17 protein-coding genes and 1 tRNA gene are annotated in these 17599 nt (G+C 72.5%); 6 read left to right on the top strand and 12 right to left on the bottom strand.

Annotated features, from left to right (window positions below):
• Positions 1-53: 53 nt before the first annotated feature.
• The 3 genes from BMZ82_RS11855 to BMZ82_RS11845 all read right to left on the bottom strand — a co-directional run bounded on the left by BMZ82_RS11855 (position 54) and on the right by BMZ82_RS11845 (position 2808).
• Positions 54-1268 (bottom strand): acyl-CoA dehydrogenase family protein, encoded by a 1215-nt coding sequence (locus BMZ82_RS11855; protein ID WP_093774621.1) that lies wholly within the window; start codon positions 1266-1268, stop codon positions 54-56.
• Between the two features lie 6 nt (positions 1269-1274).
• Positions 1275-2297: a phosphotransferase family protein gene (locus BMZ82_RS11850; RefSeq protein WP_093774619.1), complete on the bottom strand. Its 1023-nt coding sequence runs from the start codon at positions 2295-2297 to the stop codon at positions 1275-1277.
• A 214-nt stretch (positions 2298-2511) separates the two neighbouring features.
• A complete protein-coding gene (locus BMZ82_RS11845; RefSeq protein WP_093774617.1) occupies positions 2512-2808 on the bottom strand; it encodes a hypothetical protein in 297 nt (98 codons plus the stop codon).
• Between the two features lie 117 nt (positions 2809-2925).
• Here BMZ82_RS11845 and BMZ82_RS11840 point away from each other — a divergent pair, with 117 nt between their 5' ends.
• A complete protein-coding gene (locus BMZ82_RS11840) occupies positions 2926-3882 on the top strand; it encodes an NADP-dependent oxidoreductase (protein ID WP_093774615.1) in 957 nt (318 codons plus the stop codon).
• A gap of 63 nt (positions 3883-3945) precedes the next feature.
• Here the strand turns inward: BMZ82_RS11840 and BMZ82_RS11835 are convergent, their stop codons facing one another.
• The 4 genes from BMZ82_RS11835 to BMZ82_RS11820 are packed head-to-tail and all read right to left on the bottom strand — an operon-like array spanning position 3946 to position 6185.
• The gene (locus BMZ82_RS11835) at positions 3946-4278 is read right to left on the bottom strand and encodes a DUF202 domain-containing protein (RefSeq protein WP_093774613.1); all 333 of its coding nucleotides are present in this window, start codon (positions 4276-4278) and stop codon (positions 3946-3948) included.
• Positions 4275-4667, bottom strand: a complete 393-nt coding sequence (locus tag BMZ82_RS11830; protein ID WP_093774611.1) for a YidH family protein — start codon at positions 4665-4667, stop codon at positions 4275-4277. The genes BMZ82_RS11835 and BMZ82_RS11830 overlap by 4 nt, the downstream gene beginning before the upstream one ends.
• 55 nt (positions 4668-4722) lie before the next feature.
• The gene (locus BMZ82_RS11825; RefSeq protein ID WP_093774609.1) at positions 4723-5238 is read right to left on the bottom strand and encodes an NUDIX hydrolase; all 516 of its coding nucleotides are present in this window, start codon (positions 5236-5238) and stop codon (positions 4723-4725) included.
• A 53-nt stretch (positions 5239-5291) separates the two neighbouring features.
• Complete coding sequence (locus BMZ82_RS11820) at positions 5292-6185, bottom strand: DMT family transporter (protein WP_093774607.1); 894 nt, start codon at positions 6183-6185, stop codon at positions 5292-5294.
• 343 nt (positions 6186-6528) lie between these two features.
• Here BMZ82_RS11820 and BMZ82_RS11815 point away from each other — a divergent pair, with 343 nt between their 5' ends.
• Positions 6529-7317, top strand: coding sequence for a molybdopterin-dependent oxidoreductase (locus BMZ82_RS11815; protein ID WP_093774605.1), 789 nt, complete (start codon positions 6529-6531; stop codon positions 7315-7317).
• On the top strand, positions 7301-7924 hold the full coding sequence (locus BMZ82_RS11810) for a cytochrome b/b6 domain-containing protein (protein ID WP_093774603.1): 624 nt from the start codon (positions 7301-7303) through the stop codon (positions 7922-7924). Before BMZ82_RS11815 ends, BMZ82_RS11810 begins: the two co-directional genes overlap by 17 nt.
• Positions 7925-7945: 21 nt before the next feature.
• Here the strand turns inward: BMZ82_RS11810 and BMZ82_RS11805 are convergent, their stop codons facing one another.
• Positions 7946-8467, bottom strand: a complete 522-nt coding sequence (locus tag BMZ82_RS11805) for a gluconokinase (RefSeq protein ID WP_093774601.1) — start codon at positions 8465-8467, stop codon at positions 7946-7948.
• A gap of 142 nt (positions 8468-8609) precedes the next feature.
• Between BMZ82_RS11805 and BMZ82_RS11800 the strand changes: the two genes are divergently transcribed.
• The gene (locus tag BMZ82_RS11800; RefSeq protein ID WP_093774599.1) at positions 8610-9311 is read left to right on the top strand and encodes a FadR/GntR family transcriptional regulator; all 702 of its coding nucleotides are present in this window, start codon (positions 8610-8612) and stop codon (positions 9309-9311) included.
• 6 nt (positions 9312-9317) lie between these two features.
• Here the strand turns inward: BMZ82_RS11800 and BMZ82_RS11795 are convergent, their stop codons facing one another.
• The 4 genes from BMZ82_RS11795 to BMZ82_RS11780 all read right to left on the bottom strand — a co-directional run bounded on the left by BMZ82_RS11795 (position 9318) and on the right by BMZ82_RS11780 (position 15564).
• Positions 9318-9758, bottom strand: a complete 441-nt coding sequence (locus BMZ82_RS11795) for a YchJ family protein (RefSeq protein ID WP_093774597.1) — start codon at positions 9756-9758, stop codon at positions 9318-9320.
• Between the two features lie 60 nt (positions 9759-9818).
• On the bottom strand, positions 9819-11171 hold the full coding sequence (locus BMZ82_RS11790) for a M1 family metallopeptidase (protein ID WP_093774595.1): 1353 nt from the start codon (positions 11169-11171) through the stop codon (positions 9819-9821).
• A gap of 77 nt (positions 11172-11248) precedes the next feature.
• Complete coding sequence (locus BMZ82_RS11785; RefSeq protein WP_093774593.1) at positions 11249-15121, bottom strand: Pls/PosA family non-ribosomal peptide synthetase; 3873 nt, start codon at positions 15119-15121, stop codon at positions 11249-11251.
• Between the two features lie 358 nt (positions 15122-15479).
• Positions 15480-15564, bottom strand: a tRNA-Leu gene (locus BMZ82_RS11780).
• Between the two features lie 225 nt (positions 15565-15789).
• On the opposite strand from BMZ82_RS11780, the gene BMZ82_RS11775 reads away from it, so the two are divergent.
• A complete protein-coding gene (locus tag BMZ82_RS11775; RefSeq protein WP_093774591.1) occupies positions 15790-17118 on the top strand; it encodes a M20/M25/M40 family metallo-hydrolase in 1329 nt (442 codons plus the stop codon).
• A gap of 176 nt (positions 17119-17294) precedes the next feature.
• A complete protein-coding gene (gene chpH, locus BMZ82_RS11770) occupies positions 17295-17528 on the top strand; it encodes a chaplin ChpH (RefSeq protein ID WP_093774589.1) in 234 nt (77 codons plus the stop codon).
• Positions 17529-17599 lie beyond the last annotated feature (71 nt).

The following is a 17599-nucleotide window of genomic DNA, read 5'->3' as shown; positions in this document are numbered from 1 at the left end:
AGGGAGCCCCGGCGGCACTGCCGCCGGGGCTCCCTCGATTCCGTCCGCCGCTACTACAGGTACTTCTTCAACTCCCGGCGGGCCAGCGAGCGTTGGTGCACCTCGTCCGGGCCGTCGGCGAGCATCAGGGTGCGGGCGCTCGCGTACAGCTCGGCCAGCGGGAAGTCCTGGCTGACGCCGCCCGCGCCGTGCACCTGGATCGCCCGGTCGAGGATGCCGACGACCGCACGCGGCGTGGCGATCTTGATGGACTGGATCTCCGTGTGAGCGCCCTTGTTGCCGACGGTGTCCATCATCCAGGCCGTCTTCAGCACCAGCAGCCGCAGTTGCTCGACGGCGACCCGCGCGTCCGCGATCCAGTTCTGCACCACGCCCTGCTGGGCCAGCGTCTTGCCGAACGCCTCGCGGGAGACGGCCCGGCGGCACATCAGCTCGATCGCCCGCTCCGCCATGCCGATCAGCCGCATGCAGTGGTGGATCCGGCCCGGACCGAGGCGCGCCTGCGCGATGGCGAAGCCGCCGCCCTCCTCGCCGACCAGGTTCGTCACCGGCACGCGCGCGTGGTCGAAGACCACCTCGGCGTGGCCGCCGTGGGAGTGGTCCTCGTACCCGAAGACCCGCATCGCCCGCTTGACCGTGACGCCCGGGGTGTCGCGCGGCACCAGCACCATGGACTGCTGACGGCGGATGTCGGCCCCGTCCGGGTCCGTCTTGCCCATCACGATGAAGATCTTGCAGTCCGGGTTCATCGCCCCGGAGATGTACCACTTGCGGCCGGTGATGACGTACTCGTCGCCGTCGCGCTCGATGAGCGTGGTGATGTTCGTGGCGTCGGAGGAGGCCACCTCCGGCTCGGTCATCGCGAACGCCGACCGGATCTCGCCCGCGAGCAGCGGCTCCAGCCACTGCTTCTGCTGCGCCTCGTCGCCGAACTGCGCGAGCACCTCCATGTTCCCGGTGTCCGGCGCGGAGCAGTTCAGCGCCGTCGGCGCCAACTGCGGGGAACGGCCGGCGATTTCGGCCAGCGGCGCGTACTGGAGGTTGGTGAGTCCCGCGCCGTGCTCGGCGTCGGGGAGGAAGAGGTTCCACAGGCCCTGCCTGCGCGCCTCCGCCTTCAACTCCTCGACCACGGCCGGGGTGTCCCACGGCGAGGCCAGCGCGGCCCGCTGCTCCTCCGCCACCGGCTCGGCCGGGTAGACGTACTCGTCCATGAAGGCGAGCAGTTTGGCGCGGAGTTCCTCGGTGCGGGCGTCGAACGCGAAGTCCATGGCCGGTCAGCCTTCCTGAAGAGTGGTCAGTCCATGCTCGATGAAGACGGGGACGAGCTCCCCGATGCGGTCGAAGCCCCGTCCGACCGTCTGGCCCAGCGTGTACCGGTAGTGGATGCCCTCCAGGATCACGGCGAGCTTGAACCAGGCGAACGCCGTGTACCAGGAGACCGCCGAGACGTCCCGCCCCGACCGCGCCGCGTACCGCTCGATCAGCTCGGCGGGCGTCGGGTGCCCGACGGCCGAAGCGGTCGTGGAGATGGGGGAGTCGGGCAGCTCCAGCGGGATGCTGTACATCACCAGCAGACCCAGGTCGGTGAGCGGGTCGCCGAGCGTCGACATCTCCCAGTCGAGGATCGCCCGGATCCGGTCCTCGCCGTCGATCAGCACGTTGTCGAGCCGGTAGTCGCCGTGCACGACGGCCGGCGCGGGGGAGTTCGGCAGGTGCCGCCCGAGCGTCGCGTGCAGCTCGTCGACACCGGCCAGGTCGCGGTTGCGGGAGGCGTCCAACTGCTTGCCCCAGCGCCGCAGTTGCCGGTCGAGGAAGCCCTCGGGCCGGCCGAAGTCCGCGAGGCCCACCTCGACGGGGTCCACCGCGTGCAGCTCCACGAGGGTGTCGACGAGGGACAGCACCGCGTCGCGGGTGCGCTCCGGGCCGAGCGGGAGCAGCTCGTCGGCCGTGCGGTACGGGGTGCCCTCGACGAACTCCATGACGTAGAACGGCGATCCGAGCACCTCCTCGTCCTCGCACAGCAGCACCGGGCGCGGCACCGGCACACTCGTCGGGTGCAGCGCGCTGATCACCCGGTGCTCGCGCCGCATGTCATGCGCGGTGGCCAGGACATGCCCGAGCGGCGGCCGCCGTACGACCCACTTCGCCACGCCGTCGCTGACCGAGTAGGTGAGGTTCGACCGTCCGCCCTCGATCAGCCGGCCGGTCAGCGGGCCGTGCACCAGACCGGGCCGCTCGCGCTCCAGCAGGGCGCGCAGCCGGTCGAGGTCGAGTCCGGGCGGGTGGTCGGGGCTCATGCGTCACTCCTACGGACAGATCGACGTGGTGAACGGGACTGACCCGTCCATCATGCCGACCGGTCGGTATGGAGTCCAGTGGGGGTACTCAACGTGATCGGGGCCACCCTAGGCCGACGGCTCCCCGCACAGAAGCGCGGGGAGCCGTCGACAGGCGTGTTCAGGCTTGTTCAGGCGTATTCAGGTCGCGATCGGCGACCGTCTCGAACGGTGCTCAGTGGTCGTCCCAGTGGCCGTCGTGCTCGGCGTGCCGGTGGCCGTCGTGGACGTAGTCCACGTGGTCGCCGTGCTGCACGCGCGTGTGCCCGCAGTCCTCGCCGTGCTGGTGCTCGTGCCCCTCGTGGGCCGTGTGCCCGCCCGGCTCGCACTCGTCCCAGTGACCGTCGTGCGCACGGTGCAGATGCCCGTCGTGGGCGTAGTCGACGTGGTCGCCGTGGCTCACCTGGGTGTGCCCGCAGTCCGGGCCGTGCGTGTGCGTGTGGGCGGAGTGTTCGACATGGAGGGTGGTCATGAGGTGCTCACCTTCGAAGAGCGGCTGCGGGTGTGACGTCGGACAGGGTGCCACGCAAAAACCGCATAACGGGTCATTCGGCTTGCGTGGCGTCCGGGCACCACGGAGGGTCGGACCATGAAGGCCATCAGCTACTCACGCTACGGCGGCCCCGAGACCCTCGCATTCGGGGAGGTGCGCGACCCGAAGGTCGGCCCCGACTCGGTGCTGGTGAAGGTCCGGGCGGCGGCCGTGAACCCCGTCGACTGGAAGGCCCGCGAGGGGTATCTGGACTCGATCTTCGACGCCGTCTTCCCGGTGGTCCCCGGCTGGGACGTCTCCGGCGTCGTCGTGCAGCTCGGGTTCTCCGTCACGGAGTACGCGATCGGCGACGAGGTCATGGGCTACGTCCGCGAGGACTTCCTGTCCCGGGGCACCTTCGCCGAGTACGTCGCGGCCCCGGTGCGCACCCTCGCCCGCAAGCCGCGCAACCTCACCTGGGAGGAGGCCGCGGGCCTGCCGCTCACCGGACTCACCGCCTACCAGGTGCTGATGAAGGCGCTTCAGGTGAAGCGCGGCGAGACCGTCCTCGTGCACGCGGCGGCGGGCGGCGTCGGAGCCATCGCCGTGCAGCTCGCCCGGCATCTGGGCGCACGGGTGATCGGTACGGCGAGCCCCGCCAACCACGACTTCGTACGCGCGCTGGGCGGCGAACCCGTGACCTACGGCGAGGGGCTGTCCGAACGGGTGCGCGGGCTGGCCCCCGAGGGCGTGGACGCGGCCTTCGACACGATCGGCGGCGAGACGCTGAAGGTCTCCGCCAACCTGCTGGCCCCGGAGGGCCGCCTGGTGTCGATCGCCGACGGCGACGTCGTCGGCTACGGCGGCCGCTACTACTGGGTCCGGCCCGACGCCGAGGACCTCACCCGGCTGGCGGACCTGGCCGAACAGGGCGTGGTCTCCGTGCACGTCTCCGACACCTTCCCGCTGGAGCGCGCGGCCGACGCCCACCGGCTCAGCGCGGAGGGCCGCACCCGGGGCAAGATCGTGGTCACGGTGGACTGGGACGCGGAGGATGCGGCAGAGGACGTGTAGGGCACAGCAGAGGGCTCGGCGGGGCCGCCGTAGGACTGCGTACTCGTCAGGACGGCGTGGTCGTCAGAGCACCAGCGCCGCGGCGCACGCCGCCGTGGCCACCGCGCACAGGACCGCCGCCGTGGCGTGCCGCGGGGCGAGGGCCGCCGGGCTCGACGTGGCGGCGAGGGCGCGGATCCGGTGGTGGGCGAGCAGCAGGAACGCCAGCCACAGACCGCAGGCCAGCGCGCACAGGACGACCCCGGACACGGACACCCCGCCGTGCAGCGAGGACTTCACGGCGAGGACGGCGGCAACAGTGCTCGCCAGCGTCGTACGCCGCCAGGCCAGCCGGGTCCGCTCGGGCTGGAGCCCGGGATCGCGTGGCGCTGCGACCTCCCCGGTCCCGCCGCTCACCCCTCCCACCCCACCAGCACCACGACGACCATCGCGACCGCCACCACCGCGACCACCACACCCAGCAGCGCCGGGAACCGGGACGCCGGCAGATCCTCGCCCCGGCGCATCGCCCGCTCGCAGCGCATCCAGTGGTTCACCGCGCGCAGCGAGCACAGCACGCCCGCCGCCAGCAGCGCGAGCGCCAGCCCGACCCGCCAGCCCCAGCGCAGGTCCGGCAGGAACTGGTCCACCGCGAAGCCGCCGCCGATCAGCGCGAGCGCGGTGCGCAGCCAGGCCAGGAACGTGCGCTCGTTCGCCAGCGAGAACCGGTAGTCGGGCGTGCTGCCCTCCTCGCGGATCTGCTCGGGCGCGAACCACAGACGGACGTTCTGTACGAACTCGATCACCCGCAGGACCCTACCCGCCGCCCGCTCCCGTCTCTTCCCCCCTGCCCAGCCCTGCTCAGGGCGCCGTCCGGTGCGCCCGGAGCCGCTCGTACGCCGCGAGCCCGTCCGGCACCCACTCCCAGCCGGACAGCCGCCGCTCGACCTCCGCCTCGGGCAGGAAGTCGTGCCAGGCGACCTCCTCCACCTGCGGGTTCACCGGCAGCTCGCAGCGCACCTCGTACACGGCCGACCACCAGCTCCCGGCCGCGCCGCCCTCGTAGAGGAACGTGAAGAGGAACTCCGGGCGGGGCAGACCGCTCACCCCCAACTCCTCCTCGGCCTCCCGCCGGGCGGCGTCGTCGTAGGACTCGCCCGCGCCGACCACCCCGCCGACGAACATGTCGTACAGGGAGGGGAAGACCAGCTTGGTCGGGGTGCGGCGGTGCACGAAGATCCGGCCCTCGGCGTCCCTGGCCTGGATGAACACACAGCGGTGGCGCAGTCCCTCGGCGTAGGCCCGCCCGCGCGGGGCCTGTCCGACGACCCGGTCGTTCTCGTCGACGATGTCGAGGATCTCGTCAGCAGCGCTCATGACCCCATCCAAGCAGCCCGGACGCCGAGGTCCGCCGAGGTCCGCCGGTGGTGCTACTGGGGCTGGAGGTCCGGCACCCGCTCGTGCGGGGCCGTGCCCCGGGGCATCGCCGGGTGCAGTCCGAGGAGCACGATGCCCGCGACGATCGCCGCCAGCCCCGCCGCCTCCCAGGCCAGCGCCCCGGTGTCGGTGTGCAGCCGGTCACCGAGGAAGCCGACCCCGCAGATGATCCCGGCCAGCGGCTGGGCGGCGGTCAGCGCGGGCAGCGACATGCGCAGCGGGGCCGTCTCGAAGGCGCTCTGGACCAGCACCAGCCCGGTCACACCAAGGGCGAGCACCGCGTACGGCTGCCAACCGGTCAGCAGCTCGCCGAGGCCGTCCGCCGAGAAGCGCTGCCCGCTGACCCGGGTCAGCGCGTCCTGGACGCCGTACAGGAGACCGGCCGCGAGGGCCAGCAGCACCGGGCCCGCGCTCAGCCGCGAGCGCTTGGCGTACGTGGTGAGCAGCAGCGCCGTGCCGATCATCACGCCGATGATCAGCCAGTGCCGCAGCGGATCGGTGACCGCGCTGCCGCCGCGCGGCTCGCCCGCCACGATGAACGTCGTCACCCCGCCCGCCAGCAGCGCCAGGCCCGACCAGCCCTGGCGGCCCAGCGGCTGCTTCGTCTGGCGGCGGGAGAGCGCGAGGGCGAACAGCAGGTTCGTCGCCAGCAGCGGTTCCACCAGGGAGATCTCGCCCTGGCCGAGCGCGATCGCGCCGAGCACCATGCCGGCCACCATGAGGCCGATGCCGCCCAGCCAGCGCGGCACCCGCATGAGGTCGAGGAGCAGCCGGGGCGAGAGGAAGTCGCCGAGCGGGGCCTTCTGCGCGGCGTTCTGCTGGAGTACGAACCCGAAGCCCAGGCAGCAGGCGGCACTCACGGCGAGAACCAGAACCAGAACCGACACCTGCGTACCTCGATCATCCGGTCGGACCACGGACGGGGTGCGTAGTGGCCGACTGTAGCGTCCCGGCGCTCCCAGTGCCCCGGGAGTGCGGGGAACGGAACGAACTCCGCTCCGGGAGTACCCGGAACCGGGCGGTTGACTCGGCCGCGGCACCCGGGGACGGGCCCTGTGGCGCGGGGCGGCCGTACCGCCATGGTGGGCGCTGCGGCCGTGCCGCGCCATGGCGCACACCACACCGACCCGGCCGTCGCCGCCGGAGAGATGGGTAAGAAGTCATGACGCATATCAGGCCGCCACCCCGGATCGCTGGCCCCGCCGGGCCCCCGAGTGCTCGAATGGAAGGGTGAACCCCGAACCATCCGGAGCACCGGGACCGCCCGAACCATCCGGAGCACCTCACGCGCCTGGCGCGCCTGACGCACCCGGCGAGCGCGGCACCCCCGTAGGCCGCCGTGTCTTCCTCGGCACCCTCGCCCTCGGTGCCCTGGGGGTCGTCGCCGCGCCCCCGCTCCAGCGCGGCCTGGAGGCCTTCCTCGGCGGCGCGGCGAACAACGACCCCACCGGTCTCACCGGCCTGCTCCCCAACGGCGGCGGCTTCCGCTACTACTCGGTGACGTCCTCCGTCCCGCACAGGAACGCCACGAACTACCGCCTCACCGTCGACGGCCTGGTCGACCGCCCCACCACCTACACCCTGGCCGACCTCAGGGCCCTGCCCCAGACCCGGATCGTCAAGGACGTCCAGTGCGTCACCGGCTGGCGGGTGCCGGGCACGCCCTTCGAGGGGGTCCGGCTGTCCGCGCTGCTCGACGCGGCCGGAGTCAAGGCCGACGCCGGCGCGATCCGCTTCACCTGCTTCGACGGCGCGTACACCGAGAGCCTCACCCTCGCCCAGGCCCGCCGCGCCGACGTCCTGGTCGCGCTGCGCATGCAGGACAAGGACCTCGGCCACGACCACGGCGGCCCGGTCCGCCTCTACGTCGCGCCCATGTACTTCTACAAGTCCGCCAAGTGGCTCTCCGGCATCACCGTCACCAAGAAGGTGAAGCCCGGCTACTGGGAGGACCGGGGCTACGACGTCGACGCCTGGGTCGGCCGTTCGAACGGACGCGACGATGAGCCTACGAGCTGAGGCGCCGTCGGCCGCCCCGACCGTCCACCGCTTCACCCGCGCCGAACGCTGGGTGCACCGCACCACGGCCGTCCTGATGGGCGTCTGCGTGGTGACGGCGGCCTTCCTGTACATCCCCGAGTTCGCCGAACTCGTGGGCCGCCGCGAGCTGGTGGTCCGCGTCCACGAGTGGGCGGGCCTCGTCCTGCCGGTGCCCGTCCTGGCGGGCCTGGCCTCCCGCGCCTTCCGCGCCGACCTCGGACACCTCAACCGCTTCGGCCCGCACGACCGGCGCTGGCTGCGCGCCGCCCTGCACCGGGACAAGCGCCGGGAGTCGCGTCCGGCGGCCAAGTTCAACGCCGGGCAGAAGATCTACGCGGCCTGGATCGCCGGGGCGACCCTGGTGATGCTCGGCACGGGCCTGCTCATGTGGTTCACCCACCTCACCCCGATCATGTGGCGCACCAGCGCGACCTTCGTCCACGACTGGCTGGCCCTGACCGTCGGCGTCGTCCTGGCCGGCCACATCGGCATGGCCCTGGCCGACCCGGAGTCCCGCCGCGGCATGCGCACCGGCTCGGTGACCCGGGAGTGGGCGGAGCGCGAACACCGCCTGTGGCGCCCGTAACCGCCGATCAGCCGGGCCGGGTCACCGGGACCGGGGGCCGGGCAGCTCGGCGAGTGCCGTCACGGCCCGGTGGGTGATCTGCTCGGGGGTGCCGACGACGTCGACGGCGACGCCCGCCTCGTCCGGCTGGAGGGGCTGGAGCGTGGCGAACTGCGAGTCCAGCAGCGCGGTCGGCATGAAGTGCCCCCGCCGCTGCCGCATCCGGTCCTCGATCAGCGCCCGGTCGCCCGCGAGATGCACGAAGACGATCCCGGGAGCGGCGGCCCGCAGCCGGTCACGGTACGACCGCTTCAGCGCCGAGCAACTGACCACCCCGCCGAGCCCGGCCCGGCCGGCCGCCCAGCCGCCGATGGCGTCGAGCCACGGCCACCGGTCGTCGTCGTCGAGCGGGCTGCCGGCCGACATCTTGGCGATGTTGGCCGGCGGGTGGAAGTCGTCGGCCTCGGCATACGGGACGCCCAGCCGGTCCGCGAGCAGCGCACCGACGGTGGTCTTGCCCGTGCCGGCGACGCCCATGACCACGACGACGTGGGGGGTACGCATCTCTGCCTCGCTGTCCTCGTCTTCGTCCGCGTCGACACCTGACGCATCCCACACTGAACCCGATTAGGTACGACGAATTCAAGAGGATGGGGCGAATAAGTATGACCTTTCAGTGCCGTGATCCACCCCGTACTCTGTGTGCATGACCACTCCGGGCCGCGGTCTGCACGGCCGAGTACTGGACGCCCTGGGCCCCGCGATCACGGCGGGCGCGTACCCGCCGGGCAGTGTCCTGCGCACCGACGAACTGGCCCAGCGCTTCGAGGTCTCCCGCTCGGTGATGCGCGAGGCGGTCCGCGTCCTGGAGTCCATGCACCTGGTCGAGTCCCGCCGCCGGGTCGGCGTGACGGTACGGCCGAAGGCCGAGTGGAACGTGTACGACCCGCAGGTCATCCGCTGGCGGCTGGCCGGCGCCGACCGCCCGCACCAACTGCGCTCGCTCACCGTGCTGCGCTCGGCGGTCGAACCGGTCGCGGCGGGCCTGGCGGCGAAGCACGCCACGGCGGAGCAGTGCGCCGAGCTGACCGAGTGCGCGCTCGGCATGGTGGCCCACTCGCGCGGCCACCGGCTGGCGGGGTACCTCGTCCACGACGTGGCCTTCCACCGGGCGATCCTGGCCGCCTCCGGCAACGAGATGTTCGCCCGCCTCGGCGACGTCGTCGCGGAGGTGCTGGAAGGCCGCACCCACCACGAGGTCATGTTCGAGAACCCCGACCCGGCCGCCGTCACCCTCCACGTCCAGGTCGCGGAGGCCATCCGGGAGGGCGACGCGGCCCGCGCGGAGCGCCTCACCCGCGAGATCACCGTCGGCGCCCTCCAGGAACTGGACGTCCTCGCGCCGTAGCGCGCGCTACTCGGGGAACTCCCCGTCCACGTACACCCACGCCCCGGCCACCCGCTCGAACCGGCTGCGCTCGTGCAGCGCGCCGCCCCGGTAGGACGCCCGGAACTCCACCGTCCCGGTGGCGTGGAACGCGCTCCCGTCGGCCGTGGCGAGGATCTCCAAGCCTGTCCACCGCATCCCCGGATCGAGCTCCAGCCCCGCCGGCCGGGTCCGCGGATGCCAGGTCCGCAGCAGGTACCCGGCATCGCCCTTCACGAACGCGCTGTAGCGCGACCGCATGAGCGCCTCGGCGGTCGGCGCGCCCGTCGGGGCACCCCCACCCACCGCACCCGCGTGGAAACGCCCACAGCAGGCCTCGTACGACTCGGAGAGACCACAGGGACAGGCGGCGGCGGAGGGGACGGCGGCAGACGCGTGCTGTCTTGGGCGGGCGGGACGTCGGGACATGGCCCCATTCTGCCCGGCCCACCACCTCGCCGTGCCCTGTGCCCCGCAGGCAGTGGACCGCTACGCCGACTCCGCGCCCCGTGGTGCCGACGGGAGCGGCATCGGCGGCAGCGCCCCCTGGTACACCCACGCCTCGAAGAAGTCGTCCAGCGGTTCCCGCGCGAACCGGGCCGCGTGGGCGGTGAACGTCGACGTCGTCACCGCGCCGTTGCGGTGCAGGGCGAGCCAGGCGCGCAGCATCCGGAAGAACGCCTCGTCGCCCAGCGCGCAGCGCAGCGCGTGCACGGTGAGGCCGCCGCGCTCGTAGAGCCGGTCGTCGAACATCGACTTGCGGCCGGGGTCGGCGAGCCGCAGGTCCTGCGGCTGCGCGGACAGCAACCGGTGGGCGATGGTGGCCAGTTGCTGCGCGCTGCGGCCCCCCGACCGCTCCGACCACAGCCACTCCGCGTACTTGGCGAACCCCTCGTTCAGCCAGATGTGCCGCCAGTCGGCGATGGACACACTGTTGCCGAACCACTGGTGCGCCAGCTCGTGCGCCACGAGCCGCTCCGAACCCCGCGCCCCGTCCACATGGTTGGCGCCGAACAGCGACAACCCCTGTGCCTCGACGGGGACATCGAGCTCCTCCTCCGTCACCACCACCGCGTACTCGTCGAACGGGTAGGGGCCGAAGAGCTGTTGGAAGAGATGCATCATGCCGGGCTGGCGCGCGAAGTCCCGCGAGAACTCCGCGAGCAGATGCGCCGGCAGATGCCCGTGCTGCGGCACACCGCCCAGCCCCGGATCGCCCAGCAGGACCGTCTGGTACTTGCCGATCGACAGCCCGACCAGATAACTCGACGTCGGCGCCGCCTGCTCGTACACCCACGTGGTCGTCGACGCCTTCGTGGTCCGCGTCAGCAGCCGGCCGCCCGCCACCACCGAGTACGACGACGGGCAGGTGATCGAGATCAGATACGACGCCTTGTCCGCCGGCCGGTCGTTGCACGGGTACCAGGACGGCGCCCCGACCGGCTGGCTCGCGACCAGCGCCCCGTCCCCCAGCTCCTCCCAACCGATCCCGCCCCACGGGCTGTTGACCGGCTTGGGGTTGCCCGACCAGTGCACCTCCACGGTGAAGGCGGCCCCGGCGCGGATCGGCTTGGCCGGACGTATGCGCAGTCTGCCGCCGCGGTGTGTGTAGTGCGGCTGCCGTCCGTCCACCCGGATCCGGCCGATCTTGAAGTCGGCCAGGTTGAGCTGGAATTCGGTGAGCGGCGACCGCCCGGCGATCGCGTTGATCCGCGCCGTCCCCGACAGCCGGTTCGGCCCGGGCCGGTAGTCCAGCGCGAGCTCGTAGCGGTGCACCCGGTACCGGGAGTCACCGTTGCCCGGAAAGTACGGGTCCGGACCTACCGCCTGCTGAAGTGCCACTACCCCGTCCGCTCCCTGACCTGTACTCGAACCACCCGTCGTCGGCGCACCGCCCGCCGACTCCAGGCGGCCCGCCCTCAGGGACGCCATGCCTCGATCGGGTTGCCGAGCCAGCGGGTGTCGTCCGGGACGGACTCCGCGGCCATGACGAGCGACGCGGGACCCAGGGTCGTACGGGCCCCGATCGTGCTGCCGGGCAGCACGATCCCGCCCGGGCCCAGCGTGGCGCCCGCACGGAGAACAACAGTATCCGTCCGCAAGATCCGGTCGTGGAAGAGGTGAGTCTGCAGGACGCACCCCCGGTTCACCGTCGCCGCGTCCTCCAGCGTCACGAGGTCCGACTCCGGCAGCCAGTAGCTCTCCACCCACGTGCCCCGGCCGATCCGCGCCCCGAGCCCGCGCAGCCACGCCGTCAGCACCGGCGTACCGGGCACCGCGCCCGCCAGCCACGGCACGGCCACCACCTCGACGAAGGTGTCCGCCAGCTCGTTGCGCCACACGAAGGAGCTCCACAGCGGATGCTCACCGCTGCGGTGGCGCCCCACGAGCAGCCACTTGGCGACGACCGAGAGCAGCGCGCCCGCCGCCCCCGCCGCGAGCAGCACCGGCCCGGACAGCAGCGGCGCCCACCCGCCCAGCGCGCACAGCGCCGCCACCGTCAGCACGGCCAGCCCCGCCGAGCAGAACACCGGCACGATCCGGCACAGCTCCACCAGGGCGCGCGCCCACAGCAGCCGCGCGGGCGGCTCGTAGGTCCGGCTCTGGTCGCCGCCGGACGTGTTCCGCGGCAGCTTCACCGGCGGCAGCCCCAGGTAGGAGCTGCCCTTCTTCGCCTTCTTCGGCGTCGCCGACAACACGCCCACCAGCCCGCCGTCCGGCACGCTGCGCCCCGGCGCGGTCATCCCCGAGTTGCCGAGGAACGCCCGCCGCCCGATCTCCGCGCGCCCGATCCGCATCCAGCCGCCACCCAGCTCGTACGGCGCGGTCAGCGTGTCGTCGGCCAGGAACGCGCCCTCGCCGACCGTGGTCAGGCTGGGCAGCGCGAGGACGGTCGACACCTCGGCACCCTTGCCGATCCGCATCCCGAGCAGCCGCAGCCACACCGGCGTGACCAGCCCCGCGTACAGCGGGAAGAGGGTCTCCCGCGAGCGGTCCATGAGCTGCGTGACGGTCCACGCCTGCCAGCCGATCCCGCTGTGCGTCGGATGCGTGCCCTCACGCAGCCCGAGGCTCAGCAGCCGTACGGCGACCAGCAGCACCACCGCGTACGCGAGACCGAAGGCGAGCGTCGCCGGCACCAGCGCCAGCGCTGCGCCCCGCAGGGCCTCGCCCAGCCCGTCGCCCGGGGCCACGAACAGGCTCGCCACCAGCAGGGCGGCGCCCGCCGCCAGCACCGGCAGCGAGGTCAGCGCGAAACCCGTCAGGCCGTACATGACCCGCCAGTACGTGCCCCGGGCCGGCCGCTCCTTGGGCCAGTTGTGCTTGGCCTTGCCGAGCTTGACCGCGGGCGCGCCCGCCCACCGCTGCCCGGTGGGCACCTGACCGGTGACCGCCGAACCCGGCGCCACCTCGGCCCGCTTGCCCACCCGGGCGCCCGGGAACAGCATGCTGCGCGTGCCGACCACGGCGTGCGCACCCACCTTGACCTGGCCGATCTCCAGCCGGTCACCGTCCAGCCAGTGGCCCGACAGGTCCACCTCGGACTCCACGGCCGCGCCCCGGCCCAGCTTCAGCAGACCGGTGACCGGCGGCAGCGAGTGCAGATCCACGTCCGGCCCGACCTTGGCGCCCAGCGCCCGCGCGTACCGCGTCAGCCAGGACCCGGTCAGCGAGGTCGCCCCGCAGAACTCGGTCAGCCGCTCCGCCGTCCACAGCCGCAGATGCACGCCGCCACCGCGCGCGTACCGCCCCGGCTGCACCCCGCGCAGCAGCAGCCGCGCCCCGCCCGCGCCGATCGCGAGCCGGCCGGGCGGGCTGAACAGCAGCAGCGCGCCGGACCCGACCAGCCACCAGGGCGCGGTCGGCAGCCAGCCGTACCCGGGCAGCAGGTTCCCGAGCAGGGTCAGCGGCACGGTCCAGCGCAGTCCCAGCAGCGTGAACAGCGGGACGAGCACCAGAAGCTGGATGATCTTGGCGCGCAGCGGCACCGGGGCGATGACCCGGACCGACCCGTCGTCCTGCGCGGACTCCTCCAGGTGCCGGGCCAGCTTGCGCAGGGTGGGCTGCTGGTAGATGTCGAGGACGGCCGCGCTCGGATAGCGGGTGCGCAGCCGCGTGGTGAGCTGGGCGGCGGCGAGACTGCTGCCGCCGATCGCGAAGAAGTCGTCGCGGGCGCTGCCCACGGGGATGCCGAGGACCTCCGTCCACTGCTCGGCGAGCCACGCCTCGGTGCCGTAGAGCTGCTCGGCCGGGCCGCCCGTCTCCAGGCCCTCCAGGGGCCACGGCAGGGCGTTGCGGTCGACCTTCCCGGACGTCCGCGTCGGCAGGTCCGCGACGGGCGCGAGCAGCGGCACCAGGGCCGCCGGCAGCTCGGCGCGCAGCCGCTCCACGGCCGCCGCCTGGTCCCAGCCGTCCTGCGTGACCACATACCCGACCAGAAGCTGATTGCCGCTGCGCGCGGTCCGTACGGCCGCGGCGGCCCCCGCCACCCCGGGCAGCGCCTGGAGCGCCGAGTCCACCTCGCCCAGCTCGATGCGCCGCCCGCCGAGCTTGATCTGCTCGTCGGCGCGGCCGAGGAAGACGAGCCCCTCGGCGTCGGCGCGCACCAGGTCACCGCTGCGGTACGCCCGCTCCCAGCCCAGCGAGGTCAGCGGCGCGTACTTCTCCGCGTCCTTCTCGGCGTCGAGATACCGCGCGAGGCCCACGCCCCCGATGACCAGTTGTCCGCTGCCGCCCATCGGCACGGGCTCCCCGGCGTCGTCCACGACGGCCAGTTCCCAGCCCTTCAGCGGCAGCCCGATCCGGACCGGCTCCTCGCCGGACATCAGCGAGGCACAGGCGACCACGGTCGCCTCGGTCGGTCCGTACGTGTTCCAGACCTCCCGCCCCTCCGTGACCAGCCGCTGCACCAGCTCGGGCGGGCAGGCCTCACCGCCGAAGATCAGCAGCCGTACGTCGTTGAGGGTCTCGGGCTCCCAGAGCGCGGCCAGCGTCGGCACGGTCGAGACGACGGTGATCTCCTGCTCGACCAGCCACGGCCCGAGATCGGCGCCGCTCCTGACCTGCGAGCGCGGCACGGGCACCAGGCAGGCCCCGTAGCGCCAGGCGAGCCACATCTCCTCGCAGGAGGCGTCGAAGGCCACCGACAGCCCGGCCATGACCCGGTCTATGGGCCCGATCGGCTCCTCGGTGAGGAACAGCGCGGCCTCGGCGTCCACGAAGGCGGCGGCGCTGCGGTGGGAGACGGCGACGCCCTTGGGCCTGCCGGTGGAACCGGACGTGAAGATGATCCACGCGTCGTGCTCGGGACCGGGCCGCCCGGCGACCGCTTCGGAGGCGCCGTCGCCGTGCACGGTGATCGAGTGCCCGGCGCCGACGACGGCCCGCACCTCGGCCTCCCCGAACACCAGCTCGGCCCGCTCGTCGGGGTCCTCGGCGTCCACCGGGACGTAGGCCGCGCCGACGGCGAGGACGGCCAGGATCGCCATATAGAGGTCGTTGGTGCCGGACGGGACCCGGACGCCCACCCGGTCGCCGAGACCGACCCCGGCGGCGGCGAGCCGACGCCGCAGGTGCTCCACCTCGACGGCGAGGGCGCGGTAGGTGAGGGTGGTCGTGCCGTCGTCCAGCGCGAGCTCGTCCGGGTACGACCGCACGGACGCGTCGAAGATGTCCACCAGGGTGCGCGGAGAGGCGGCGGGGCCCCCGGAGAAACGTGCCCTGTCACCGAGTTGTGCGCGGATTTCTTCGTCGAGCAGGCCGAGAGCGCTGCTCTCGTGTGTGGCTGCCATCGGTCCTCGCGTCTCGATCCCGGAAGCCTCCGGGGCGCCGGCGGGCCCGCAGGTCTGCCTGGGGTTGTCCGGTCCAGCTCCGTAACAAGCCGGAAATTTTAGTACGACGCTAGTGTCACCGCCCCCCGTCGGCCACCCGGGACGGCCGTCCGAGGATCAAGGGTAGTCGCCCGGCATTGCTCTGACCTGCATGATCAATACGGCGACGAGACGTGCCCCACATCACCGCGAGGCCGCCCGGTGCGCCGGGGCCCCGCCGCCGCCCGGCTCGCCCGACACGCCCGACACGCCCGACACGCCCGACACGCCAGAGAGGGTGGCCCCGGCCGATTGGCCGGAACCACCCTCTCTGGTTCTGTGTCCGAGGGGGGACTTGAACCCCCACGCCCGATAAAGGGCACTAGCACCTCAAGCTAGCGCGTCTGCCATTCCGCCACCCGGACAAGGTGTCTGTCGTGCGGGGTTTCCCCCGCGGCGACGACGTAAACATTACCAGGCTTTCCGGGGTGCCCGATCACCCGCGGATCACCGGCGGACGCCCGCCCGGCGGCCGCGTCCGGCGTGAACGGCGTGTGACGGGCCGGGATCGGTCTTGGGCGGCGGCGCGGGGGGAGGGAGGATGGGGAGGAGCAGGAGGACCAGCGGCAGCGACAGCGGGAGGAAGCAGCGTGAGCGCGACGGACGACACGGCCAGGAGCGTCACCGGCGAGGACGAGGTCGTGGACCTCTGCAGCGAGCTGATCCGGATCGACACCAGCAACTACGGCGACCACTCGGGTCCCGGCGAGCGCAAGGCGGCCGAGTGGGTCGCCGAGAAGCTCGCCGAGGTGGGCCTCGAACCGAAGATCTACGAGTCGCACCCGGGCCGCGCCTCCACCGTGGCCCGGATCGCGGGCGAGGACCCGTCCCGGCCCGCGCTGCTCATCCACGGCCACCTCGACGTCGTCCCGGCCAACGCGGCCGACTGGACCCACCACCCCTTCTCCGGCGAGGTCGCCGACGGGTGCGTGTGGGGCCGGGGCGCGGTCGACATGAAGGACATGGACGCGATGACGCTGGCGGTCGTCCGCGACCGGCTGCGCAGCGGGCGCAGGCCGCCGCGCGACATCGTCCTCGCCTTCCTGGCCGACGAGGAGGCCGGCGGCACGTACGGCGCGCGGCACCTCGTCGACAACCACCCGGACCTGTTCGAGGGCGTCACCGAGGCGATCAGCGAGGTGGGCGGGTTCTCGTTCACCGTGAGCGAGGAGCGGCGGCTCTACCTGATCCAGACGGCCGAGAAGGGCATGCACTGGATGAAGCTCACCGTCGCCGGCACCGCAGGACACGGCTCGATGATCCACCGGGACAACGCGATCACCGAGCTGTCCGAGGCGGTCGCCCGGCTTGGCAGGCACACCTTCCCGGTGCGCGTCACCAAGACGACCCGCGCCTTCCTCGACGAGCTCGGCGACGCCCTCGGCACCGAGCTGGACCCCGAGGACATGCAGGCGACGCTCGCCCGGCTCGGCGGCATCGCCAAGCTGATCGGCGCGACCCTCAGCAACACGGCCAACCCGACCCAGCTCGGCGCGGGCTACAAGGTCAACGTCATCCCGGGCGAGGCCACCGCGCACGTCGACGGACGGTTCCTGCCCGGCCACGAGGACGAGTTCCTCGCCGACCTCGACCGGATCCTCGGCCCGAAGGTGCGCCGCGAGGACGTGCACTCCGACAAGGCGCTGGAGACGTCCTTCGACGGGCCGCTCGTCGAGGCCATGCAGTCCGCGCTGCTCGCCGAGGACCCGACCGCGAAGGCCATCCCCTACATGCTGTCCGGCGGCACGGACGCCAAGTCCTTCGACGACCTCGGCATCCGCGGCTTCGGCTTCGCCCCGCTGAAGCTTCCCCCGGAGCTGGACTTCGCCGGGATGTTCCACGGTGTCGACGAGCGGGTCCCGGTGGACGGCCTGCGGTTCGGGGTGCGGGTGCTCGACCGCTTCATCGACGCGTCCTGAATTGTCCGTAATTATTCCGTTGAGATCAGACCTCGCGGGACGGAGGAAATCGGGCGCTTGTGCGGACGTGACTGGGAAGAGTGAATGCGACGATAAACGCGTAGCCTCATTAATTCCGCCTCGTTACTGGTGATGCGATCCGCTGCTTGGGATCGCTTTGCCTACAAGGAGGAATAATGATCAAGAAGGTCGTCGCCGCTGCGGCTGCCACTGGTGGTCTGGTTCTCGCGGGTGCGGGCCTGGCTGTCGCCGACGCCGGTGCCCAGGGTGCCGCGGTGCACTCCCCGGGTGTCCTGTCCGGCAACGTCGTCCAGGTCCCGGTGCACGTCCCGGTGAACGTCTGCGGCAACACGATCTCGGTGATCGGGCTGCTGAACCCCGCCTTCGGCAACACCTGCATCAACAAGTGACGTCGACCCGCTGAGGGGTCGTCTCACACCGTCGGCCCCGGAGCGCACGCCCTGCGCTCCGGGGCCGACCG

The sequence above is a fragment of the Streptomyces sp. yr375 genome (assembly GCF_900110755.1).
In the GTDB taxonomy this organism is placed as follows: domain Bacteria; phylum Actinomycetota; class Actinomycetes; order Streptomycetales; family Streptomycetaceae; genus Streptomyces.
This window is presented reverse-complemented; position numbering and strand designations above follow the sequence as displayed.

What these genes read in the sequence shown, in the direction of transcription:
- BMZ82_RS11850 (WP_093774619.1), bottom strand. Translation starts at nt 2,297, where the DNA reads ATGAGCCCCGACCACCCGCCCGGACTCGACCTCGACCGGCTGCGCGCC.
- BMZ82_RS11805 (WP_093774601.1), bottom strand. Translation starts at nt 8,467, where the DNA reads ATGCGTACCCCCCACGTCGTCGTGGTCATGGGCGTCGCCGGCACGGGC.
- chpH (WP_093774589.1), top strand. Translation starts at nt 17,295, where the DNA reads ATGATCAAGAAGGTCGTCGCCGCTGCGGCTGCCACTGGTGGTCTGGTT.
- BMZ82_RS11845 (WP_093774617.1), bottom strand. Translation starts at nt 2,808, where the DNA reads ATGACCACCCTCCATGTCGAACACTCCGCCCACACGCACACGCACGGC.
- BMZ82_RS11825 (WP_093774609.1), bottom strand. Translation starts at nt 5,238, where the DNA reads ATGAGCGCTGCTGACGAGATCCTCGACATCGTCGACGAGAACGACCGG.
- BMZ82_RS11800 (WP_093774599.1), top strand. Translation starts at nt 8,610, where the DNA reads ATGACCACTCCGGGCCGCGGTCTGCACGGCCGAGTACTGGACGCCCTG.
- BMZ82_RS11795 (WP_093774597.1), bottom strand. Translation starts at nt 9,758, where the DNA reads ATGTCCCGACGTCCCGCCCGCCCAAGACAGCACGCGTCTGCCGCCGTC.
- BMZ82_RS11855 (WP_093774621.1), bottom strand. Translation starts at nt 1,268, where the DNA reads ATGGACTTCGCGTTCGACGCCCGCACCGAGGAACTCCGCGCCAAACTG.
- BMZ82_RS11785 (WP_093774593.1), bottom strand. Translation starts at nt 15,121, where the DNA reads ATGGCAGCCACACACGAGAGCAGCGCTCTCGGCCTGCTCGACGAAGAA.
- BMZ82_RS11810 (WP_093774603.1), top strand. Translation starts at nt 7,301, where the DNA reads ATGAGCCTACGAGCTGAGGCGCCGTCGGCCGCCCCGACCGTCCACCGC.
- BMZ82_RS11840 (WP_093774615.1), top strand. Translation starts at nt 2,926, where the DNA reads ATGAAGGCCATCAGCTACTCACGCTACGGCGGCCCCGAGACCCTCGCA.